Annotated in this window: 20 protein-coding genes; 5 read left to right on the top strand and 15 right to left on the bottom strand. The window is 40.9% G+C overall.

Features of this window, described 5'->3' with window-relative positions:
- Window positions 1–67: 67 nt before the first annotated feature.
- Complete coding sequence (locus tag L0657_RS16750) at window positions 68–910, bottom strand: transglutaminase family protein (protein ID WP_235151901.1); 843 nt, start codon at window positions 908–910, stop codon at window positions 68–70.
- A 74-nt stretch (window positions 911–984) separates the two neighbouring features.
- Window positions 985–2,001 (bottom strand): alpha-E domain-containing protein, encoded by a 1,017-nt coding sequence (locus L0657_RS16745; protein WP_235151900.1) that lies wholly within the window; start codon window positions 1,999–2,001, stop codon window positions 985–987.
- A 225-nt stretch (window positions 2,002–2,226) separates the two neighbouring features.
- Here L0657_RS16745 and L0657_RS16740 point away from each other — a divergent pair, with 225 nt between their 5' ends.
- Complete coding sequence (locus tag L0657_RS16740) at window positions 2,227–3,780, top strand: helicase HerA-like domain-containing protein (protein WP_235151899.1); 1,554 nt, start codon at window positions 2,227–2,229, stop codon at window positions 3,778–3,780.
- 231 nt (window positions 3,781–4,011) lie between these two features.
- Here the strand turns inward: L0657_RS16740 and L0657_RS16735 are convergent, their stop codons facing one another.
- The 5 genes from L0657_RS16735 to L0657_RS16715 all read right to left on the bottom strand — a co-directional run bounded on the left by L0657_RS16735 (window position 4,012) and on the right by L0657_RS16715 (window position 8,945).
- Window positions 4,012–4,509, bottom strand: coding sequence for an acyl-CoA thioesterase (locus L0657_RS16735; protein WP_235151995.1), 498 nt, complete (start codon window positions 4,507–4,509; stop codon window positions 4,012–4,014).
- A gap of 87 nt (window positions 4,510–4,596) precedes the next feature.
- A complete protein-coding gene (locus L0657_RS16730) occupies window positions 4,597–5,682 on the bottom strand; it encodes a Gfo/Idh/MocA family protein (protein ID WP_235151898.1) in 1,086 nt (361 codons plus the stop codon).
- Window positions 5,683–5,795: 113 nt separating this feature from the next.
- Window positions 5,796–7,148 carry a neutral/alkaline non-lysosomal ceramidase N-terminal domain-containing protein gene (locus L0657_RS16725; protein ID WP_235151897.1) on the bottom strand — a complete coding sequence of 451 codons (1,353 nt, stop codon included), beginning with the start codon at window positions 7,146–7,148 and terminating at the stop codon, window positions 5,796–5,798.
- A gap of 128 nt (window positions 7,149–7,276) precedes the next feature.
- On the bottom strand, window positions 7,277–8,197 hold the full coding sequence (locus L0657_RS16720; protein ID WP_235151896.1) for a hypothetical protein: 921 nt from the start codon (window positions 8,195–8,197) through the stop codon (window positions 7,277–7,279).
- Window positions 8,198–8,411: 214 nt separating this feature from the next.
- On the bottom strand, window positions 8,412–8,945 hold the full coding sequence (locus L0657_RS16715; RefSeq protein WP_235151895.1) for a YceI family protein: 534 nt from the start codon (window positions 8,943–8,945) through the stop codon (window positions 8,412–8,414).
- A gap of 360 nt (window positions 8,946–9,305) precedes the next feature.
- On the opposite strand from L0657_RS16715, the gene L0657_RS16710 reads away from it, so the two are divergent.
- Complete coding sequence (locus L0657_RS16710; RefSeq protein ID WP_235151894.1) at window positions 9,306–10,124, top strand: transglutaminase family protein; 819 nt, start codon at window positions 9,306–9,308, stop codon at window positions 10,122–10,124.
- A 73-nt stretch (window positions 10,125–10,197) separates the two neighbouring features.
- On the opposite strand, the gene kbl is transcribed toward L0657_RS16710, so the two are convergent.
- Both kbl and L0657_RS16700 read right to left on the bottom strand, forming a co-directional pair.
- Window positions 10,198–11,388: a glycine C-acetyltransferase gene (gene kbl, locus L0657_RS16705; protein ID WP_235151893.1), complete on the bottom strand. Its 1,191-nt coding sequence runs from the start codon at window positions 11,386–11,388 to the stop codon at window positions 10,198–10,200.
- A 33-nt stretch (window positions 11,389–11,421) separates the two neighbouring features.
- Complete coding sequence (locus tag L0657_RS16700; RefSeq protein WP_235151892.1) at window positions 11,422–12,375, bottom strand: NAD-dependent epimerase/dehydratase family protein; 954 nt, start codon at window positions 12,373–12,375, stop codon at window positions 11,422–11,424.
- A 170-nt stretch (window positions 12,376–12,545) separates the two neighbouring features.
- Between L0657_RS16700 and L0657_RS16695 the strand changes: the two genes are divergently transcribed.
- Entirely contained in the window at window positions 12,546–13,007 is a 462-nt protein-coding gene (locus L0657_RS16695) for an Lrp/AsnC family transcriptional regulator (protein WP_235151891.1), read from the top strand.
- A 97-nt stretch (window positions 13,008–13,104) separates the two neighbouring features.
- Here L0657_RS16695 and L0657_RS16690 read toward each other — a convergent pair whose 3' ends face one another.
- From L0657_RS16690 to L0657_RS16670, 5 genes are read right to left on the bottom strand one after another with little or no spacing between them, the layout of a single operon-like run.
- Window positions 13,105–15,519: a hypothetical protein gene (locus tag L0657_RS16690; RefSeq protein ID WP_235151890.1), complete on the bottom strand. Its 2,415-nt coding sequence runs from the start codon at window positions 15,517–15,519 to the stop codon at window positions 13,105–13,107.
- Window positions 15,520–15,527: 8 nt separating this feature from the next.
- Window positions 15,528–16,658, bottom strand: coding sequence for a DUF4249 domain-containing protein (locus L0657_RS16685; protein ID WP_235151889.1), 1,131 nt, complete (start codon window positions 16,656–16,658; stop codon window positions 15,528–15,530).
- 18 nt (window positions 16,659–16,676) lie between these two features.
- A complete protein-coding gene (locus tag L0657_RS16680) occupies window positions 16,677–17,783 on the bottom strand; it encodes a DUF4249 domain-containing protein (protein WP_235151888.1) in 1,107 nt (368 codons plus the stop codon).
- A 6-nt stretch (window positions 17,784–17,789) separates the two neighbouring features.
- Window positions 17,790–20,561 carry a TonB-dependent receptor gene (locus L0657_RS16675; RefSeq protein WP_235151887.1) on the bottom strand — a complete coding sequence of 924 codons (2,772 nt, stop codon included), beginning with the start codon at window positions 20,559–20,561 and terminating at the stop codon, window positions 17,790–17,792.
- Window positions 20,558–21,292, bottom strand: a complete 735-nt coding sequence (locus tag L0657_RS16670; protein ID WP_235151886.1) for a hypothetical protein — start codon at window positions 21,290–21,292, stop codon at window positions 20,558–20,560. The genes L0657_RS16675 and L0657_RS16670 overlap by 4 nt, the downstream gene beginning before the upstream one ends.
- A 261-nt stretch (window positions 21,293–21,553) precedes the next feature.
- Here L0657_RS16670 and L0657_RS16665 point away from each other — a divergent pair, with 261 nt between their 5' ends.
- Together L0657_RS16665 and L0657_RS16660 are read left to right on the top strand one after the other, a co-directional pair.
- Window positions 21,554–22,615 carry an NAD-dependent epimerase/dehydratase family protein gene (locus tag L0657_RS16665; protein ID WP_090341263.1) on the top strand — a complete coding sequence of 354 codons (1,062 nt, stop codon included), beginning with the start codon at window positions 21,554–21,556 and terminating at the stop codon, window positions 22,613–22,615.
- Window positions 22,616–22,710: 95 nt separating this feature from the next.
- Window positions 22,711–23,559, top strand: coding sequence for a hydroxymethylglutaryl-CoA lyase (locus tag L0657_RS16660; RefSeq protein WP_235151885.1), 849 nt, complete (start codon window positions 22,711–22,713; stop codon window positions 23,557–23,559).
- Between the two features lie 13 nt (window positions 23,560–23,572).
- On the opposite strand, the gene L0657_RS16655 is transcribed toward L0657_RS16660, so the two are convergent.
- Window positions 23,573–24,445 (bottom strand): hypothetical protein, encoded by an 873-nt coding sequence (locus L0657_RS16655; RefSeq protein WP_235151884.1) that lies wholly within the window; start codon window positions 24,443–24,445, stop codon window positions 23,573–23,575.
- Window positions 24,446–24,475 lie beyond the last annotated feature (30 nt).

Genomic DNA, 24,475 nt, shown 5'->3' with positions numbered 1-24,475 from the left:
AATTTCCCGCGGTCTACCGGATTATTTGACAAAACAATCCAAGATTTGACTACCGGATTTATTTAAATTATACCAACTCAATGTCTACATGGGTTACAAGCGTCGACTGAGCCGAACCTCTGAAAAATCCCATAACCGGTGCCAGCTGATTAAAATCCGCAGAAGCGCCCAGACTGATATGGTTATTAGCAATTACTTTTCCCTCCGTCGGATCAAAACCACGCCACCCGGCGCCAGGCAGATATACTTCAACCCAGGCATGCAGTTCGTGGGCCTGCATTAGATTTCCATACAGATAACCGCTCACAAAACGGGCTGCTATCCCCAAACTTCTGCATGCCGCAATAAACAGCCTGGAATAATCGCGGCAGGAACCAATTTTATCTCTTAACGTAGCATCTGGCGGATATGCCACTCCGAATTCCCTGTTTTGGTACGTAAAAGTTTCTGCGATAAATTTACTGAGTTCCACAAGAAAAGGAACCGTTTCCCAGTTCACTTCAGCTGCTATTTTTCGGGCGAACTGTTCCACATAAGTTGTGACATCGTCGCGATTCAGGTAAGGAATCAGATATTTATAAATTCGATTATCATATAAAAACGGAATGTTTTTTGTGATAAATGGGAAAAGTACAAAATCGAATACGTTAACGAAATCAGAACAAACCGTCATCTCAGCCTGTACCGTCAACCTGTTTACCGATCCCTGGAAAAAGTGAACTACCTGCTCAACATTTCCTTCCGCGTCAACATTTTTTATAACGTTGGAGGGAATAGGATTTATCACCAGCGAGTAATTCAATACGCGCTGGTGGGGATATGCCTTGGGATATAGATAAAGTGTATGAGAATCCAGTTCAACTGGGAAATCGTAACTATAATCAAGTGAATGACGAACTTTAAGATTCATGGAGTTTTCCGGATTATAGCAAAAAAGACAATGCTATGAAGTAATTATAAAACCCCTGACCAACTGCGATTGGTTCAATTCATCCACTGGCTTTTGAAATGGCCGGAAGTCTGGCTCATTGACTGACTCTGTGACTTTTCCGTTTCGAGTCCAAAATACATGTCAAAAATAGCTTTGTCTACTTCATTATTATTTGTCTGAAAACGATCCAGATACTTATGAAGGCCCATTTTAAATACATCTTCAACCTCGGTGAATTCCAATTCGCTGCGCATTTTGCTTAACGCCCGCTCAGCAGCATTTGTGTGTCCGCGTTCAGGAATAGAACCTGCAATCGCATACAGAGAAAGCTCAGCCTGACGAACAGAATATGCTATGGAACGCGGAAATAATTTATCAAGAATTAAAAATGCAACAATGTTCATTGGCGTCAAAGCGCGGTGTGTCTGGCGATACATGTTGTAGGCACTGACCGACTTCAAAACTGCCGTCCACATCATCAGGTCCAATGTTGAACCGTTTGTTCCGTTATCCTGTAAAAGTGTAAAATATTTTACGTCAAGAAATCTCGAGCATTTATCTGCGCGTTCAATATGGCGGCCTAAGCGACCAAAATGCCATGCTTCATTACGCGTGATGGACGAATCCACGACACCGTGAAAAAGCTGGCAATTTTTACGAATATCCGTAAAAAAGGATTGCATGTGATCCATATTCCTGAAATCATCAGGTGATGTTCCACGGATTGTCAGATAAAATGTATTAATACTTTCCCACATTTCCTTTGAAATTGTCTCACGAATCGTCCGGGCATTTTCCCTTGCTTCATATAAACAACTTACGATAGAATTCGGATTGCGCTTATCGAAAGTCATGAAATGGATCACATCTTCCTTCGTTGGCTTATCATAATGCTTGTAAAAAAGAAAGTGGTCGGCAGTGGCAATAAGAAGCGGCTCCCATTGCTCATCCACGTCAGGAGGAAGGTCAAGTGCTAGGTTAAAATTCACTCCGACAAAACGGGCATAATTTTCAACCCGTTCCATATAACGATTCATCCAATAGATTGAATTAGCAACTCGACTAAGCATAGGCGGCAAATAATTGTATTTAAATTAAGTTATTTCAGAATATTAGCATAGTGTTAAAGTCAAAATACCTAATAATATTTCGCAAAAACAAACTACTACGAAAAATAATAAAATTCCTTGACAGAGTAATATTTTGCTATAAAATTCACCAAGCAGGCGTATAGTCCCAGCAAAATATTTAATTTTAGTAAATTAGACCATTATTAACAATAACTACATACACCTGTGTCAAAAAGAGAGCAATTTATAGCGGCAATCCAGAAATCGTATAAAACCGATAAACCGGCAATACATCTGGGTTCGGCGATTCTCGACGGAGAAATAATTACTGAGGCAAAAGTTAATTTGCCGCTGCGCATGATGAACCGACATGGATTGGTTGCAGGTGCGACGGGCTCAGGAAAAACACGCACACTTCAGGTCTTGGCTGAACAGCTTTCGGCGGCCGGCGTTCCGGTTTTCATGTCGGATATTAAGGGGGATTTATCAGGCATTGCGAAACCAGGTACTTCAAACGCTGCGATTGAAGAACGCTCGGCTATTTTGGGAACTCCATTTGAAGCAAAAGGTTTTCCGGTTGAGCTTTATTCTTTGAGTGGCGAAAAAGGTGCGCAAATGCGGGCCACAATTCTTGAATTTGGCCCGATCTTACTATCAAAAATATTTGAATTGAATGATACCCAGTCGGGAGTTCTGGCAATTCTTTTTAAGTATGCAGATGACAAGAAACTGCCGATGGTCGATCTTAATGACTTAAAAAAAGTTTTAAGTTATCTTTCAGAAGGGCCTGGCGCTGCTGAAATTAAATCCGATTATGGCTCAATTTCTTCATCAACTGCCGGCACAATTCTACGCAAAATCGTTGCTTTGGAGCAGCAAGGCGTAGGGACTATATTCGGAGAAAAATCTTTTGACATCTCAGATCTGATCAATAAGGTCGACGGCCAGGGCATAATAAGTCTTTTGAATATTTCGGATGTGCAGGATAAACCTGCGCTCTTCTCAACATTCATGCTGAGCCTTCTTGCGGAATTATACCAAACTTTGCCGGAAGCAGGAGATCTTGACAAGCCAAAACTGGTATTTTTCCTTGATGAAGCACATTTATTATTTAAAGATGCGCCGAAAGCATTTTTGGATCAGATCGAGCAGGTTGTACGTCTGATCAGGTCAAAAGGTGTAGGTATTTTCTTTTGCACGCAGATGGCGCAGGATATACCAGTTTCTGTTCTTTCTCAATTGGGAAACCGTGTCCAGCACGTTCTTCGTGCTTTTACGCCGCAAGATGCCGATGCATTGAAACAAACTGTAAAAACTTATCCGCGATCAGATTATTATTCAATAGATCAGGTTCTGACAACTTTGGGTATCGGCCAGGCGCTAATTACTGTTTTAAATGATAAAGGTATCCCAACGGAAGTGGCCGCAACACATTTACTTCCGCCAACGTCGGTAATGGGACCATTAACGCAGGCTGATTATGAAAATCATGTTCGTCAGTCGGATGTTTATCTGAAATATAAAGATCCGATCGACCCTGAAAGCGCCTATGAAATTTTAACCAAACGCCTGGAAGAACAAACAAGACAGGAGGCTGAGCTAAAAGAACAAACAACTGTTGCTAAAACGGGTGGAAAGCAGGAAAAAGGGATGTTTGAAGAGGCTCTTGCGTCTCCTTTGGCAAAACAGATCGGCCGCGAAGTAGTGAGAGGCGTATTCGGTATGCTCTTCGGTAAATCAACTTCAAGATCAAAAAAAGGAGGCCTATTTGGTTTTTAAACATATAGTTTGCTACCATCTAAGACATATTAGGAAAGCTAAGTTTATTTAGACAAGTTTTTGGATTCGAACGCAGACGATGACTGTATTGTCATTTTTAAAATCTAAAAGCTAAAAATTTGATACACATTTTTTAATTGAAGGTGATGCTAGTATCGCTTTCAATTAAAAATGTGCACAAACTAAAACTTAGCTTTTCTTATATGTCTTAGGTGGTAAATGATAATATGGTTACCAGCCAATGACGCATCTTTGGGTAGCGAGTTTATCCAGATTTTCGTCCAGGGCGATACGGTTCTTCTCGTTGTCGAACGCGTCTTTATATTGTTCTCTAAGTTCCCTGCGCTTCATTGCCTCCAGAAACCGTCTTGCGTCTGCTTCGCTTTCCAACAGTAATGGCGGAACTACGGCCGGTTTATCATCATCTCCTTTGGCAACCATGGTAACATATGAGGTATTGGTATGGCGCTGAATGCCGTTTCTGACATTTTCAGCAATCACTTTAATACCAATAACAAGAGAAGTGCGGCCTACATAATTGACCGAGGCCATCAGTGAAACGAGATCTCCCACTTCCACAGGCTGTAAAAAATCCACTCCATCTACCGAAACAGTAACGCAATACGTGGCTGCGTGCCTTGAAGCACATGCATATGCAACCTTGTCGATCAGAGAAAGTAAAATTCCGCCGTGGATTTTCCCACCAAAATTGGCGTAAGACGGAATCATTAGTTCCGTGAGCGTAGTTTGGGAAAAGCTGACGGGTTTTGGCGCGGGCGAAGAGGGATCTTTTTGCACTGATATGTATTTAAAAAATTATTTTAACATGACTGTCTTTCCGGATTTGGCGGACGCTTTTGCGGCTTCCAAGATTTCTACTACCGTCACATTAACCGGCAACTCATATAAATCGTTTTTATCCATTGTCAATCTACCCTGTACTACATCTGACAAAACTGAAAAAGGATCTGTAAAAGGAGCAGGCCTTGGGTCTATCTTTTTTCTTTCTTCGGGCGTTTTTTCCTGAAGACGTTCTCTTATTGTCGTTGGATCAACTGCTATCGCATATCCTTTTGTTCCGTATACCTCCATGTCTTTTCTAGCAAAAGACCAGTTCCATGAACCTTGGATGATACATTGCGCTTTCGGGTATTGCAAGATTATAGATGCTTCGTCGTCTACTTTTTGGTAAATGTCCGGTTTGTTCTGGTGAGTTACAGCGGTTACAGAAACTGGTCTTTCTCCCTTCATTAACCAGGTCATCAGGTTTGCCCCGTAACAGCCAAAATCAACCAAAGCGCCAGCTCCGTTTTTTGCCGGATCCGTAAGAATATCGAAAAACTCCTTTCCTACTCCAATTTCTTTTGGCCCCTGATGTCCGTCATTCACCATTACTTTTCTGATTTCACCAAGTTTCCCTTCCTGCACAAGACCGTTCACATATTGATTACTGGCGTACCATGAAGTTTCAAAATTGGTCAAAACCTTTATATTATTTTTCGTCGCAAGCGTTTGAATTTCCTTTGCATCCGCGAAAGTTGTTGCCAACGGCTTTTCAACCATCACATGAATTTTCCTTGGTGCACATGCTCTGACAATTTCTATATGCTCACTTATCGCTCCAAAAGCAGATACGGCGTCCGGTTTGGTCTGGTCCAGCATTTTATTCAAATCAGTAAAAAACAGTTTTTTGTCTAATTTGTATCGCGTTGCAATACGATCGGCGAGTTCCTGATTGGGCTCGTAAATCCCGACAATTTCAGTGTCTTTTTTATCCTGACGACTGAAAGCCCAGCCAAAATGTCCGTGGCTAAGTCCGGCAATGGCTAGTTTCATTGGCGTTTGTGAACTTGCTGAGTTGACAAAAAAAGCACACAATAATAAGCTTAAAAGATACTTCATTTGTTAGCGGTTTTGTTAAGGTTTTAGTTAACAGCGGTTATCAAAATTGTCTTTACAAACCTTTATAATATCAAGAATTGATTTGGGTAATTCCCTGAAACATTTACTTCACACTAAAACTTATCGATCAAATCTTTGATAACCTCCTGGAAATATACTCCGTTATAAGGCCCGAACCAACTCATGGTTGTTGTCTCATACAGGTCTCTATCAAAGAACTTATCATTGGTAATATACCCAATATAACCGCCATTGAAACTTGTAACCATTAAATGCAAACCTTTTTTTGCAGCATAGGCTGTCAGCTCAGGCATCAATTCGCCGGAAAAATCACAGGGAACGCCAACCATTAAAACATTGCCGACACGAAGGGCTTTTACGTAGGAAGGTACGTCGCCAAATGCCCAGCGAAATACCCAGCTTCTTAATGCAAACTTAGGTGTCAATTTCGGTGTTGGATCCCTGAGCGGCAACGGAACAGTAATGGAACGAATGATATCCGGCTGTTTCTCAAATGATCCAAGGATAGATTGAATCGCTTTTTCGATACCGCCAGCCTGGTTTTTAACTTCATCAAAATCATCCTGGCCCTTTTCAATCGGTCCCATACTACCGACTGCGCCAGCCATATAAACAGCGAAATTTGCTTCTCCATTTTCCAGATCATCCACCAAAGCACCGGCATAATCCCGCGACAACTCCATGGTTTTTGCATTCAGGACCGTTGAATGTGCAGCATAAGAAGTAATTAAGGCTTTCTTTCCGTCTGTTTTTACAAATTCAATATTTCTGACCCATGGATCAAGAATTCCCTCCGCGCCAACCAGACGGTTTCTGATATCCAGCGTGTCTTTTACTTCTCCAAATCCAATTGTGGCAGGTTGAATATTTTTCTGCGCCTCTCCTATTGATTTAATGATAGCCTGCGAAATCCTCTCGACCGTTTCGGCATCATAAGTGCCTGCAAAAAGTTTTCCGGTGATGGTATTATACCACCCGCCCAAACTATTATGACTATGAATGGCCCCAAAATAAACCTGGTCAAAAGTGAAACCAACTTTCGGAAGTAATGATTTTACGCGCTCGGTAATATTTGGCGGTACGATAAGCATGTCAGCCGTGATGATCGCAGCTTTTGAAATTCCGTTATCAACCACAACAGTCCTTATATAAATCGAATCATGAACTGCTTCGTAATGCGCTCCCCGTCTTTTTCCATAACCCGCCATTGGCCCAGGCGTTTCCGGGGTAATATTTACTTTTGCCCATCCCGCACTTAAAGTTTTTGAAGTAGTATCAGAAGCAGGTTCGTTACTGATCTGACCAATATTTTCTTTCCATTGTTTATAATAAGCCATTTCCTTATACGGAGTCCGGTCAACTGTGGTAACCATCGTCGCGACCATTATTAGTAAAATAAATAATATCGAACCGATGATGTAAAGAAAAATTTTGAGGAATTTCATGAAGACGGAATGGATGATTTTAAGCGGTAAATATATAGTAAATCGATTGGAATCAACTACCGTTATGATGCAGCATTTTATTTATCCTCAACAAATCCAGATCAAAAAATATGTGGATTGTCCGAATCTTACGGCCGAAAAATGGTGGTAGTATAACTGTAAGATGACTGAGGCGCTCCCTTTATACCGGTAATTTTAACTGCATAGGAAACATCAGCCGTATCCGTCAGGCTTATAGTTGGCTGGTAAACAATAGTGTTATCACCATATCCATTAACGTTCGCTGAGACAATTGAGACAGGGACATTGCCTGAAATACCTGCAACTGTGACCGACGCATTGCTAAAATCTGCTGCTGGAATACTAAACGACCAACGCTCAGGAACCAAAGGATGTGGCATATACCCCTTTGCAGGGTAGGCTATAAATTCAGGAATTTTGGTATTGTTATCCTGAGAAAAAACATAAAGTGCCATAGCGTTAGCAGTGCTCCCATAGCTGAATTTTTGTTTTGTTGAATGTAAAATCCATCGTCTGTGACCAACATCCGCATTATTACTCCCATTGTCAAACATAAACAAAGTAATTGCCGAGGCAGAACCTGCGCCTAATGCAATGTTACTGGTTCCAGCGCCTGATTTGCCAGCTGAGGTATAACATTTCCAGGATGCAGGCGGGTTATGACTTAGCTGATTGTTTGCAGTCATCATTAGCGCAGCTTCCTGTAATTGAGAAAACATGGATGGTATCAAAACGCAATCATCATTCAAACCCACTAAGTGGCGGAAATAATTTATCCTTTTAATGACAGCGTCATGCGATGCTTGCGAAACGGTGCCTGGCAAACAATTTTGACTATTCCCAGTCCATTGCGGATTAGAAATATTACTAGCCAAGTATTGGTTCTTATAATTTTCAACCGCTGCAAGTCTTTCATTTAAATCCGGGGTATCGGGTTTGATTTGCTCAACAAGATCATCTTTACAACCAAAAAAGAAAAACACTGAAAATAAAAAATAGGCACATTTTGTAGAATAGAAGGGCTTCATTAAAATTAAATTAGGTGATCAATCAATCAGAGCAAAGATCGTCCTTTTATCGTAAATACAAATTCATTATATCTACGTCAGCGTCACAAATCTCTACAAAATCAAAGTGTTAACAACACGCGGTTGTTGGTTTTTGGGCTTTAAAACAGGTTTAATAAAAAAATGCCTGTTATGCTTAAAGGCTTAACAGGCATTTCGGTCAAAATCTGTTTTATTAACTCTGTTTCACCAACTGAATATTTGCCATTAACTTAACATCCTCTCCAATAAGCAAACCACCGGTTTCAGTTAATTGCATATAATTCAAGCCAAATTCCTGACGGCTAATTCTACCTTCTACTTCAAATCCGATTCTGATATTTCCTTCCGAATCTCTTTCTGATCCTCCATATTCCGCATCAAGCTCAATCGGTTTCGTAATGCCTTTCAAAGTCAGTAAGCCCGAAAGTTTATAATTGTCTCCTTTAGCTTTATGGAAATAATTCGACTGAAAAGTAATATGCGGAAATTGCTCAGCATCGAAGAAGTCAGCCGATTTAAGATGTGCATCACGCATATCCTGATTGGTATCAATACTATTCACATCCAGCGAAAAATGAATTTCAGCATTTTCAAAGTTATTCAGATCAGACGTTGCCCCTCCTTCGAAGTTGTTGAAAGAACCCGTGATCGTCGAAATCACCAGATGCTTGATTTTGAATTGTACCTCAGAGTGTACCGGGTCTACTATCCACTTTGTAACTGCCATAAGAATAATCTTTAAATTTTAACCACTTGACAAAAGGACATTAAAATCTTGCGAAATCATGCCTTTTTGTATTGACAAACGGAAATCTAGTAAAATTAGATCATGTCTCAAAGAAATTAATTTTAATCTAATATGCGCCGGTTCCGAACGCTGATTTTCGGTAGAATATGAATTTATTGATTACTAATTTAAAGTAATTGATGATTCTGTCCGGTTCTTCAAAAACGTATCACACGCTATATTAATCTGGCACAGTTGTTTAAGAGGCCATATTAAGAATTTTTTAAAATTCATTTTTGGTACTGAGTTCCGACAGGAAAGCTTTCTATCTTTACTAAACTTTACTTAAACGATTATTACATGAAAATGAAGGGACGCAGCATATTTACGTACGACGTATATGCGCCCACAACAGTGACAACAATGCTACGTCCGCGGCGTCAGGAAGGACAATCGATTATCAGGGAAGGTTTTGATATTAATCCTCCTGTATCATTTTCAGAATATACAGACATTTACGGCAACCCTTGCCAACGTACGATTTTGCCAGTAGGCCAGGTCACAATCACGACAGAGGTTGAAGCTCAGGTTAACCCAACCAAAGTAATTCCAAATCCGGCTCCGAAATTTATGCTTGTCGGCGATCTGCCTGATGATATCATGCATTACATTTTGCCAAGCCGTTATTGCGAATCAGATTTGCACGAAATTAATATGCTGGCAATGGAAATTGCAGGAAATCTGGCTCCGGGATATGAGCAGGTGGAAGCGATCAGAAGCTGGATACACAAAAGCATAAAATACCAATATGGCGTTACCGATGCCAGCACGACGGCTTTGGATGTTGCTAGAAACAGGATTGGTGTTTGTCGCGACTTTACACATTTAGCGATCGCGCTTTGTCGTAATCTTTGTATCCCAACGAGAATGACGGTCGGGTATTTGGATAAATTAAAAGAAATGGATCTGCACGCCTGGTTTGAGGTTTATATCGGCGGCGATTGGTATACATTCGATGCCGTCCAGGAAAAAACGGAAGGTTATCGTATCGAAATCGCGCATGGCCGTGATGCAGCCGATGTTGCTATGATCACGCAATATGGTAATGCAACCTTACAGTCTCTTCACGTAGAAGTACAGCTTTTAGAGCCAGAGCCAACGCAGCAAAATAATCAGTAGTATAAAATTTATTATAATATAGAATAAGCCGGACACTGTCAGTATCCGGCTTATTCATTTTTACCAGTAAATTTTACTTGATCACGCCTAATTCCTTACCCACTTTCGTGAAAGCGGCAACTGCTTTTTCAAGATGCTCCTGCTCATGTCCTGCCGAAATCTGAACACGGATCCGCGCTTTTCCTTGCGGAACAACCGGATAGAAAAATCCAATGACATAAATACCTTGATCCAGAAGTTTAGCCGCAAATTCCTGAGCCAATTTTGCATCATACAGCATGATGGGCACAATCGGATGTTCTCCCGGAAGAATATCAAACCCGGCTTTGGTCATTTCTTCGCGGAAATATTTCGTACTGTTTTCAAGTTTGTCACGAAGTGCTGTCGAACTCGTCAGCAAGTCAAGCACTTTTATAGAAGCACCCACGATAGATGGCGCAAGTGTGTTTGAGAATAAATAAGGACGGGAACGCTGACGAAGAATTTCAACGATTTCTTTTTTTGCAGCTGTGAAACCACCCGAAGCACCACCCAAAGCTTTTCCGTACGTACCGGTAATGATGTCAATTCTTCCCATGACATTACGGAATTCATGTGTTCCACGACCTGTTTTTCCTATAAATCCAGAAGCGTGACATTCATCGATCATAACCATTGCGCCGTATTGGTCCGCCAGGTCGCAGATCTTATCCAGCTGTGCGATCGTTCCATCCATTGAAAAAACTCCGTCCGTTACAATCAGAATACGACGGCTGCCCTGTGCATCCTTCAATTGTTGTTCGAGGTCTTCCAGGTTGTTATGCTTGTAACGAAAACGTTTTGCTTTACACAAACGAATACCATCAATCAATGAAGCATGATTTAATTCATCGGAAATAATAGCATCCTGTTCTCCAAGCAACGGTTCGAAAACGCCTCCGTTTGCATCAAAAGCTGCCGCGTACAAAATACAGTCTTCGGTACCCAGAAACTCAGCGGTTTTGCGTTCAAGTTCTTTATGAATGTCCTGCGTGCCACAAATAAAGCGAACTGACGACATCCCAAAACCATGCGTACGGATCGTTTCAATACCTGCTTCAATTACGTCTGGATGTGAGGACAAACCCAGATAATTGTTCGCGCAAAAATTTAATACTTCAATGCCATTTGCTGTCGCAATCTGTGCTGCCTGGGGCGTGACAATGATACGTTCCGTTTTGTAAAGTCCGGCTTCTTTTATTCCGTCAAGTTCGCCTTGAAGTTGTTCTTTAATATTTCCGTACATCTTGTTTTAATTTGGATGAATTAATGAAGAAGATCAGCTTCTAACTATTTCATATTTTTTTCTCAATTCCTGAATCATTTCCTGTGTCATTTTATCCAGAGAATATGCCGGCCGCCATCCCCAGTCTTTTCTGGCTTCGGAGTCATCAATTTCTGACGGCCAGGATTCTGCTATTGCCTGACGATAATCCGGATTATAACTGATCTCAAACGCTGGAATAATTTTGCGGATGCTGTTATAAATTTCCTTTGGAGAAAAGCTCATACCAGCCAGGTTATATCCCGTTCGTACACTTATCTTTTCCGAAGGCGCTTCCATCAAACGAACTGTTGCATCGAGCGCATCACTCATATAGATCATTGGAAGCGTTGCGTCTTCTTTCAAAAAACAATCGAAATGTTCGCCTTTAACGGCTTTGTGATAAATGTCTACGGCGTAATCCGTCGTTCCGCCACCGGGCAAAGATTGGTAACTGATGATTCCCGGATAACGCAGAGAGCGGATATCCATTCCATATCTCATAAAATAGTAATTCGACCAGTTTTCCCCAGCAGCCTTACTAATTCCGTATACCGTAGAAGGATCCAGATATGAAAACTGGTTCGCAGCTCCCTGCACATGAGCTCCGAAAACTGCGATGGAACTCGGATAAAATATTTTTTTAACCCCGTTTTCACGTGCCGTTTCCAGTACATTAAAATAAGTCTGCATATTGATCTGCCACGTATTCAGAGGGTCCTGCTCTCCTTTTGCCGATAATATTGCAGCCAGATGATAAATCTGAGTTATTTTATGACGCTTTACAATCTGCTGTAAAGCTTTTCCATCCGTTGCATCAAGCACTTCAAAATAATCCTGACGATCCGGATTAACCCGAAGATCCGACGCAATCACTTTGTTATCACCATAAATACCACGCAAATATTCTACCAGAACGGACCCGATCTGACCATTTGCTCCGATAACTAATATGCTTTCAGTTTTCATTTCACAAGGCATTTATAAAGTATAAATCACTTGCAATTTTGCATTTTAAGACAATTATTTAAATATTTACAGACAAAGTCGATAAATATTATTGCCATTTAGCAAATCCTAAGTAAAATTTACTTTTCAACGACATTCTGTTTTACAAAAGCAGGAAATATTAGGCCACCATGGAGGAGATAGATAAAATTGACACTAAAATTCTGCGCATTCTGCAAAAAGACGCGAAGAAAACGACCAAAGAAATTGCCATATTATTAAATCTAACCATTTCTCCAATTTACGAGCGGATCCGACGCCTGGAAAATCTGGGTTTTATAAAACAATATGTAGCAATCCTGGATAAGAAACTGATCAACCGGCCCATTACGACGATATGCCAGGTATCCATGCGTTATCATAACGAAGCTTTTATTGAAAAATTTGAGCAGGAAATCCAGAACCTGGATGAGGTGCAGGAATGTTATCACATGGCCGGACAAGTAGATTTTCTTCTAAAAATCAATGTAAGAAGCCTTGACGAATATCATGATTTTGTAAAATATAAATTATCCAAAATAGATAACATCGGGGTTTTGAACAGCACTTTCGTTTTGAAAGAAATTAAACATACGTCTGAGTTTTATATATGAGGTAAAAAAAGAAAAACCCGAAGAAGAATCTCCAGGTTTTCAAATTGGGACATAGCACTGCACTATGTTTGGGTGGACGACACTGTAAGATCTATACTTATAAATTTCTGCGTGTTACCTCAAAACTAAAAGTTTTACTGCCAACCAAACCATTTTTAGTCATTCCCTGCACTATAACCCTGTAATGTCCTACCTGATCGGATGTATAAAAACTAATTTGTGACTTACCCTGTGCGTCTGTTTTTACGTCCGGAGCCCAGTGCAGCAGATTCCTGAAATCAGGTATTCTGCTTTGCATATTTGCCGGCGTATCATACTTTGGCGCGTAGAACTCCCGCTTGATCTGCGGTCCTTCATATGGCATCACTAAGATACGAGGATCCAGCTCAAAACCAGCAAGATCGCCCCGATAAGTTGATAAACTTACAATTCCTGTAAATACTCCAAATCCCAGAAAATAGCGGGCGCTCATTAATTCGATTTTTTTGACTTTCAAAGGATCGAAGGCCATAATCTTATCGGTATTAAAAATAGGAATACCGTCGAGCAAAATCAAAGGATCGTCGTTAAAAAATGTTTGCGGAAATAACTTGTCCATCATGATAAAATGAAATTCCTTTTGGCGACGCCTTACCATAACACCCCGCACATATTCCCGCATGACTTCCTCCATCGTTGGGAAACGGGTGAAATCGTCCAGGAAATACTTTTCATCAGGCACTCCGAAAAAAGCCAGAGAATCAGAAAATACATATTTTGTTTCTTTATACCATTTCGGCAAAAACGCATTGGTCGTCTGCATGTTTACAGAGCGGGTTAACAGCGTATTTTCAAGATTTTTATCAAATTTGAAAGAAGACAATCCAGAATTCAAAGGTGATTTGGAAAATGGATTCGCCATTTCGAAACGATACGTACTATCCTGGCGAAGGTTTGTCTGGACTGTAACTTCTTTTGGCCCAAAAAATTCTTTCACCTCAAAACGAACTAATCCTTTATCATCGCTTCTTGCAAAATATAGTCTGGCGGGAGAATCGGGAGCTGCCAGATAAGCACCAATATTTTCCGCCGGTTCGCCGGTTACGGTATTGATCATTTTTCCGAAAATAAAATGACCATCAAATTCCGGCAGATTTGGAAATGTAGTGTTTTGTTTAAAAATATTGTCCCACTGAAATCTCCGCCACCCATGGGTTAGCATAAGATTATCCAAGTCAATATCAACCTGCTTGTTATTTCTCTGCGCATAATATTCCGGCGACTCGACGTTTCCTTTTAAATCCGAACTTAAAAACAAATAACTGCTGATACTTTCCTGATCTTTCGTCTGTATAGAATCGGCAAGAAAAACTGAAACCGACAAGTCTGAAAATGCTTCAATTCCGGCATCAGAACTTGTGCTCAGGTCCATCACCACACGGTCGCGCGTGGCGTAATTGTCCTTACTAACTTTTCCATCAATCGTCAAATCTTTCAACGGACGTTTAAAATATAAACGCTCGCAAACTGGATTTCCGGAAGCACTGAAAACAGTGATATGGCTGATTCCATCTCCCAGTTTATTTTTATCAATCTTGAAAGTAGCTTTTCCGTCAACCAAAGTTTTTGTTTCGGTATATCTGTTTTCCTGACGTGTGTGCATGAAAATACTGACATTTTCATTTCCTGCACCTGCAACCGAAACTTCAATTTCAGTCGCAGAAAGATCTTTTACCTGCATCACATAACCATTTTCCATAATTTCCGGAAGTTGGTATGTGCTTTGTTTTCCTTTCTGATCCCTGATAACTGCCTTGTAAGTATTTCCTGGTTCCGGTTTAAATGTAAAATTTCCTATACCAAATTTTCGTGGCTCAAATCTTGCCAAAGTATCGTTATTCTGATTAATCAGCGCACCCTTGAAATCAAACCCCTTTCCATCACTTGCAACTGCACGGAATCCAACTTTGCTTTCTATATTTTTAACCAAATGACCGCCTTCCGGAAAAAATTGAACATCGTAAGTCAATTCAGCATTTTCGTCCGGATTTGGATCAAATTTTACAAATGGGTTAACAACTGAAATCTCTGTTTCAAAGAAAAAGTCTGAGCTGAAATTTTTCATCCAGTTGGTATAACACCGCACTTTGTAGTTTCCGCTTATCAACGCCGATGGCAACACCAGCGACCCGTTTCCTTTCCCATCCAGCAGCGAAAACTTAGTTTGAACCAGCGCATTTTGCTCCTTATCCATCACTTCCAGATAAGCAACTTTGCTCAGATCCATATACTTATTTGTCCCTGCATTCACAGAATAAGCCTTATACCACATGGTTTCACCGACCAGGTAAAAACTGCGATCGATATGCAGATATAATTTTTCCTGCACAGCCCGCTGACTATACTGCTGGAATTTTTGAGAAAGGGCATCCGTGGGATTATTTTGCGCCTGTCCTGCTGTTGTCGCAAAAACAAATCCGATCACAGATAGTATCCTGCGGCCGAATTTTAGGATTTCGTGATATGGATTCATATTCTTCATTATTCCCAGAAAGAAGGTTTCGAAATAGTACCGCCCTGAGCTCTGCAATCGGCACAAAACTGGCTTGTTGTAAGCACAAATTCAGATCTCGGCCCGAAATAATTTGTAAGTATCGAGCCAGGAACTTCCAGAGCCTCGGCAATTGTAAGTGTATCGGGCGCATTACACCTCGGAAAAGTGCCGAGATTTGGAGTTAGAAAAATTCTCTTTTTTTGCTCAACAGATGCGCTGAAATACCCAAAAACCAAATCTTGAGCATCAGTGGTATTTTTAATATTTCCCGTAATCTGAGAGGGTAAAGGATCAAATAAGCTACCGGTTCCCTCGGTTGTTTTGGCCAGGCCTGTCCAATATTCAAAAGCATCCTGCGTCAGCCCATATTGTTTGACCAGAATACTGTACTTAATATATAACTTGTTCGAAGCAATCGGAACCGCAGTCAGCGGTAAATCCTTGATGACATCCTGAGAAAGTTTTACTGTTGAACCAAGCAATATGTTGGCAGATTTCAAGGTCCGCCAGCACAGATTTACATCTTCTCTGCGGGATACAATCTCATACCCCTCACCTACCGGCTTTTTTACAATTTCGATACTGGAATAAAAAGCTGATCTGTATTGCCAGGTTTCTTCAAATTTCCAACGGTAAAAACGTGTCTGATTTGCCGGATCATGGGTGTTGACCTGCATAACCATCGCATCCTGCCGAGTATCTACTTTTCCTTCAATGTTATCGATTGGAGGAGTATCTTTGACTTCCACATAATCCGAAAGATATTCTTTTCCAAAAGCTGTCTTTACCCGCAGCCGGTATTTTGAAGTCTTGTTAAATTGTTGAGGCGGCAAAAAGTAAGCTCCATTTCCACTTTCAACGAAGTCGTAAGTTACTCCATTTTCTTCCTCAACACTTACCGCTGCCGACGATTCTTTTATCACAGGCGTTGTCGCATTTGCATTCTGCGTATGGCTCAGCTCAATTCTGCTCGTGTCGGTGCCTACATTTAGAAATCCGTCAATAACAAGATAACCTTCGTCCGTATTGACTTCGGGAGGAGAAAATGGTTCTACACACCCGTTTATAAAAAACGCGAAACACAAAAACCCAGCTATTATTGCACAATATCGTTTCATAACAATTCCATTAAATCACTACCAAAAAGAAGGACGTTTCAGAACGCCTCCCTGTGCCCGGCAATCGGCGCAGATTTCACTGGCAACAAAAACCGAATCCGGTCGTTCACCAGAAAAATTTAGTAGTATAGCCGATGTCTTCATAGCATCAGATAAACTAATCTTTTGAGATTCACAATAGGGAAAAGAGCCCAAACCTGGTGTAAAGAACACGCGTTTCTTCTGTTCAACCGCAGCACTGAAATACCCAAAAACTAATTCCTGATTATCAGTCACACATTTGATATTGCCAGTTACCTGTGATGGCAGCGGATCAAAAAGACCTCCTGTCCCTTCTGTTGTTTTGGAGAGGCTTGTCCAGTATTCAAAAGCATCCTGAGTCAACCCGTATTGTTTTACCAATAAGCTATATTTAATGAGCAGCTTCCCGGTACTATACTGAACGGTTGTCAAGGGCAAATTTTTAATAACATCCTGCGTCAGTTTAATCGTAGAACCCAGCAAAATATTACCAGATTTGACTGTTCGATAACAGGTGTTAATGTTTTCTTTTCGGGATACGATCTGGCCATTGACCAATTCGAGCGAAGAATACAACGGTGCGCGATATTCCCAGGTTTCTTCAAATTTCCACCGGTAAAACCGGGTTTTGTTTTGCGGATCATGGGCGTTGACCTGCATCATTGCCGCTTCCTGCCGGGTATCCACGACAAGTGCTACGCTATCAATCGGAGGCGTATTTTTAGCTTCTACAAAATCTGAGAGATACTCTTTCCCATTTGTTGTGTTAATTTTCAACCGGTATTTCCCTGACATATTTAACGTTACGGGTGGCAAAAAGTAAGAACCATTTCCCTTTTCCGTGAATGTAAAAATCGCACCGTTTTCCTGCTCGACAGTAATTTTCGCGCCTGGTTCCATGACAACACTTGTTTTGACACTGGCGCTTTGGGTATGACTTAATACGATCGTACTGGTATCAGCACCCATATTCAAAAATCCATCGACAACGAGGTATCCCTCATCTGAATTTACTTCTGGCGGCGAAAACGGTTCAACGCAAGCATAAAGTAAAAGCGACAAAGTGAAAAAACTTATCACCAGAAGACAGAACCCGTTTCTCATCTTATCCTAAAATCTAAAATTGTATGTGATTGTCGGTATCGGCTGTCCGAAAATAGAAAGCTGGTAACCGTTCACCATTCCGTTCTGCGTCTGAAAATATACTGACGACGGATTTTTTCTCCCCAGAAGATTATATACCGCCAAAGTCCAGGAGCTATGCGCCAGTTTTTTAACCCTGTGATTTCCTTCTATATTAACTGCCAAATCGGTCCGGTAATAATCCGGAATTCTAAACTGATTCCGGTCGGCGTAATAAACCCGTTGCGCACCATCGATGATATATTTCCCGATCGGCGGTGTATACGGGCGGCCAGTACTGTAAGTAAAATTAAATGAAATGCTGAATCGATGCGATAAGCGATAATTTGTGATCATCGTGAAGTCGTGCGGCTTATCATAATTGCTTGGATAATAATTTCCCTTATTCGGCGCGTCAGGCGACTCCCGGTCCAGCGCGCGAAGAAGTGTCCGCGAATAAGTATACCCAAGCCAGCCGTTCAGTTTTCCTGTCAATTTTTTAACCATAAACTCCACGCCATACGCTTTGCCTCTTGTTCCCAACACGGCTGCTTCAATACGCGGATTCATGATTAGCGAGTCGCCTCCTTTGTAGTCAAGGAAGTTTTGAATGTTTTTATAATAACCTTCCAGCGAAACCTCAATTTTATTCCCACGAAGATTTTTATACAATCCGACCGAAATCTGATCGCCCGTTTGTGGCTTGATAAACTGATCGCTCAATTTCCAGATATCGGTTGGAGAAACCGTCATGGTGTTGGTCAGTAAGTGAATATACTGCCGCAATGTGTTGTAACTGACTTTAAGAGCCAGATTATCATAAATGGTATAACGAAGTGAAAGACGATACTCGGGTCCGCCATAACCTTTGATCTTCTTCCCTGCGGCGTATTCCTGTGTTCCGTCTTCATATATTTTATCAATCGGAAAACCAGGCACATATTTATTTACCGTTCTTGGCCCTAGATATTGATAAAATGAATACCGTAAACCAGCCGTAATGGAAAGTCTGGGATTTACTTCAAATTTATCTTCCAGGTAAATTGCGCTTTCAAGAGCCTGTTCCTGCTGCAATTCCTCCTGGATCACCAGCGACTCCCCGCCTTTTGGCGAAAAAAGTCCTGGGTGCAGTTTGTAATAAATTGAGCTTACCCCGAAATCCAGCGTGTGTTTTGGGTGCAGAACATAATTAAAATCCGCTTTGAACTGCGACTGGTTGATATCAAATTTCAGATCAAAAGCATTCAACGGAAGTCCCTGGCTTTCCATCTGGTAGTTATATTTACTATGAGATGCTGTAAACTCCCCATATAACTTCGTATTGAACGTATGCTTCCATTTTATTGAAGCGAGCTGATTTTGGTAAGAATAAGTGGTATCACCAAACAATTTAAATCTGTCTTTGCTCATGTACCCTGTCAGGTATATGCTGTTTTTTTCATTTATCTCGTGGCTTATGTTGGCATTAACATCATAAAACGACGCTGAACTATTATTGTATTTAGCATCGTCCAACCGCCCCAGAAGCCAGCTTGAATAGGTTGACCGCCCTCCGATAATGAAGGAAGTTTTGTCTTTGATAATTGGGCCTTCCACAGTAAGCCTACCCGTGACAAGACCGATACCACCAGACGCAACGAATTTCTTTTTATTTCCATCCCGGCTGTTTATATCCAGAACAGATGACAATCTGCCGCCAAATTTAGAAGGAATTGTACTTTTATATAATTCAACATCTTTCAGGATATCAGGATTAAAAGCGGAGAAAAAACCAAAAAGGTGGGACGGATTATAAATGACCGCATCATTGAACTGAATAAGATTTTGATCTGTCGAACCGCCTCGAACATTTAATCCTGTACTGTTTTCCCCGACAGATTTTACACCAGGAAGCGTCAAGACCGTTCTCAATAAATCAGTTTCTCCAAAAACCGTTGGTACCTGTTTGAGATCTTTGATCGTTAACTTTACCTGCCCCATCTGCGTACCTACAACGTTTTTATCCATACCAGCCTTCACCGAAACTTCTTTCAGTGCGATCACACTTTCGCGCATCTCAATATCCAGTTTGCCATCGGAATAAAGTATGACCTGGCGTTGCGTTTCCCGCATACCAAAACTTTTGATTTTCAGTTTTTGCTTGCCCCGCGGAATCGTTAAAGAGTAAAAACCCAGCGCATCGGTTGTTACGCCGATAGACGGTGACTCAATGAAAATAGCCGCGCCGACAACTGGCTCGCCTGTAACAGCACTTCGGATATAACCTGTGATCGAAGAATTTCCTGGCGTGATCTTGTACCGTTTTATTCCAATGTCATGAACCTTACTTTCAGCTGTGGAAAGCAATTTTTCTTGCGCCGCATTATCCGGAGTGGCGTACGTTATTGCCTCATTTCCGTCACCGCTGTTCGGATTAAATAATCCAGGTTGAAATTGCGTAATAATTTTTTGTCCTTCTGTGATGTATACACGCTTGTACGCATCTATGGCATACGTAAAGTCGGAACCTCGAAAAACCTGCTCCAAAACGGTACGGATCGTTTGATCTTTTACTTCCAGATCAATGGTAAGGCTATCAAATCTTGCTGCGTCGTAGTAGAAGAAATAACCGGTTTGCCTTTCTACATCCTTCACAAAATCATTGAAACGTGCAGAATCCAGGCGCATGGAAATACGTGGCTCCGTGACAGATTGTCCCCAGCTTAACTGTGATAAAAGAACGAAAGAAAGTAGGAGCGTAAAGTTTCTGAATATTTTCATTGTTTAGTTAGTTCATCATAACGGGCAACCATGGTAATGATAGCAGCTTCACGATTCTTACGGAACTTGATCCTGTTTTCACGTAGTTCTTTACGCAGTTCTTTTTTCTGTTCCGGAAACAAAGCAAAAAAAGACTTCTTGGAATGTACCGAATAGTACCTTCCGTCCTTTTTGACATAGTAAAAATTCTTTCCGGGAAACAACGCTATAACTTTTTTCTCAACAATTTTCTCCTGCCGTTGTTTGATTCGCCGTACCAGTATTTTTGTTTTTCCGGTATATACCTGATCATAAAATCCTGTTTTCATGTCAGCATTAATTTCCTGACCGGACTCAAAACGCTTAAAATTATGATCATGAAGCGAGAAGTATTTTACCTTGGGAGATTGCAGTAAAATATTTTCATAACCATTCGCATGCGTTATTACCAATTCATCGGAAACAATGTCATACATCATTGGAATGTTTTCATATCGCTGTCCATCGTAATATACGGTCCCCTTTACCAACTTCCGGCTATCAAAAAATTGAAATTCTTCTTCCCGGGAATCGTAGATATTGTAAAGTCTTCCGTTATATAAATTCTGCGCTTCAAAAGTTGCTTCTTTGTAGAGCGACAGCGGATATTCGGGAACATTGTCGGGAACTGTATTTTTGGCATCAGCGACCTGCCCGAAACCATTGCCGACGATACCTGCAAGAAGAAAAAAACAGGGAGTAAAAAATCTCATATGTGATTCAGGAATTTTAACTCTGTACGAACAAATACAAGTGATCGTTGCAAAGAATCTACTAGGTGTTAAAGTTACCTATTTTAGTTACTTACTATATACTTGTAAAGTTTATTTCAGCAAATAGTTAGCGTTTGGTGATTTTAGACCGGTTACATTAAAAAACAACAAGTTATCCCATCAAATTTGCTGAATGATCCTAACTTTGATCTTTCAAGCGGACACACATTCACTCAATCTTTCATATACTCAAATTTATCCATGAAAATTCTTATTACCGGTGGTGCCGGATTTGTTGGATCGGCTTTGGCGATTTCACTAAAATTAAATTATCCTGATTACCAGATTTTCGCATTAGACAACCTGAAACGTCGCGGTTCTGAACTGAACCTGAGCCGTTTAAAAGAAGCCGGGGTTGAATTTGTCCATGGTGATATCAGAAATAAAGAAGATTTTGACGCATTTCCAGCGGTCGATACGGTCATTGAGGCTTCGGCAGAACCGTCGGTATTGGCAGGTCTGGACGGAACGCCGGATTATCTGATAAACACAAATCTTGTCGGGACAGTGAATTGTTTAAACTATGCTTTGAAACATAAAGCCGGTTTCATCTTCCTCTCAACCAGCCGTGTTTATCCTATAAAAACAATTGAAACACTTAATTTCGTTGAAGAAGAAACCCGCTTCTCACTGGCTGATGATCAACCAGTTCCAGGCGTTTCATCAAAAGGAATTGCAGAAGATTTCCCTTTAAATGGTGCTCGTTCATTATACGGAACTACGAAGCTTGCTTCTGAACTGATCATTCAGGAATACAATGAATTTTACAATTTACGCACGGTTATAAATCGTTGCGGCGTGATCACCGGTCCATGGCAAATGGGAAAAGTGGATCAGGGCGTTATGGTGCTCTGGATTGCTAAACATTATTTTGAGCAGCAATTAGGTTACTTTGGATATGGCGGAACAGGAAAGCAAATGCGCGATATGCTGCATGTTGCCGATCTTTACCGTTTGATCGACTGGCAGCTTCACAACCTTGACAAAGTAAACGGAGAAATTCTGAATGCCGGCGGTGGTTTGCAAAGCAGCGCTTCGTTGCAGGAATTGACAAAAATTTGCCAGGAAGTAACCGGAAAGACGATTCCAATTAAGGTTGTTCCGGAAACACGTACGGCTGATATACGTCTTTATTTGACAGACAATACGAAAGTTACGGCAATGACCGGATGGGAGCCAAAAATTGGTATCCGTCAGATCGTTGAAGATATTACTGCCTGGCTTGCTGAAAACGAAAAGGATCTAGCTCCGATTTTAAAGTAAATTATTCAGAGCTTATCAGATGATGTTCAACAGAAAATTATCTGGTAAGCTTTGTTTTCAATCTCCACTCATAGCATTTTGTAATCCAATTGCCTATGAAACTCATCGAATGTCCCCGCGATGCCTGGCAAGGCCATCACCCGTTTATCCCAACGGAACAGAAAATTGATTATCTGAACAAACTGCTTCAGGTCGGTTTTGACACCCTTGATTTTGGAAGTTTTGTTTCAGCTAAAGCCATGCCTCAGGTAAGCGATACAGCTGAGTTGATTCCCAAACTTGATCTTTCCGCAACTTCAACCAAATTATTAGCAATCATTGCCAATGAGCGCGGGGCAGAAGAGGCTTGTGCTTTTGAACAGATTACCTATTTAGGTTACCCGTTTTCAATTTCTGAAACATTCCAGTTGAGAAATACGAATGCAACGATTGAGGAATCACTGAAACGGGTAGACGCCATTCAGTCTTTATGCAGAAAAAACAATAAGGAGCTGGTCATTTACATCTCGATGGGCTTCGGCAATCCTTATGGAGACTTATGGAACACTGAGATTGTTTTATATTGGGTAAAGAAATTATCTGAGTCAGGAGTACAAATATTTTCATTATCAGATACTGTTGGTCTGGCAAAAAATGAAGACGTTAAATCGCTTTTCGAACATTTAATTCCGGCATATCCCGGTCTGGAATTTGGAGCTCATTTTCATACGAAACCTGAGGAATGGAGAATCAAAATTGAGGCGGCTTATCATGCAGGTTGCCGCCGTTTCGACGGTGCTTTGCTCGGTTACGGCGGCTGCCCGATGGCGCAGGATGACCTCGTTGGAAATATGCCCATGGAAAAACTGCTTGATTTCGTAAAAGAAAAAAACGAATTGACTTTCCTGGATATGGATGCTTCTAGCGAGGCAAGAGCAATATTTCTAAACCTTATCAAAAATTGAAAATAATTTTATTTCAATCGTTTTTCTTTTTATCCCAAAAAATATAACCCAGAGAAACGTGATGCGACCATCCTAATTGCGGATGTGTATGCATTGCATAATCGAGATGGAATTGATTTCCTTTAAAACCTATTCCAAAATGATTGGTCTGAGGTTTTGAATTTATTCCGGTGCGAATGAAAAATCTTTTCACAATTTCATATTCCAGACCTACTCTGAGCGTCATTGGATATGCGGTTATTTTTTCAACTTCTGCACTCAATTCGACGGTTTTTGAAGGTTTATATAAAAATCCCGTCCGCAAAGAGGTATCCACAGTTTCATTCGAGGCGTCTGAATAAGAAGACTGCGTAACGTTATACATATGCGCGCCAAAATAAAGTTTTGAAGATATCATGACAATTCCTCCAAACTCAACAACAAACGCTTTTTTGCTAAAACTGATGGCGGAAGAATGAATAGCGGTTTGAAGATAATTGAGTTTTAATCCAAGACTAAATCTCCCGATTCTATGTCCGGCGCCCGCTCCTGCCGATATCTGGTTATAAACCTTATCTCCAAAGCGCTGAATAGTAAGGCCTATACCCAAATCATCAGTTACCGGCATTGCGGCACCGATACCCAAAGTATTTATTCCATCAAAATTATAATGAGAACTATATGTGGAGAACATGGCAGCGGTTTTTATTCCACCCAGTCCTGCAACATTATTGCCGGTTGCGTAATAATCAAAACGTGCGATTGTAGCATTTGCAAGGCCCCAGTTTCTTGCGCCGACGGGAAACGGAGTCCCGTCGGCGAAGCTCTTGGATGATATTATCAGAAAGATAACGAAAGATCGAAGGAAGTTTTTCTGTCGAGATAAATGTCCAGATTGCTCTTTCATTTAACCGCCAGTATGTTTATTTCAAAATTT

This window comes from Dyadobacter sp. CY345, assembly GCF_021502725.1.
Taxonomy (GTDB): Bacteria; Bacteroidota; Bacteroidia; order Cytophagales; family Spirosomataceae; genus Dyadobacter.
This window is presented reverse-complemented; position numbering and strand designations above follow the sequence as displayed.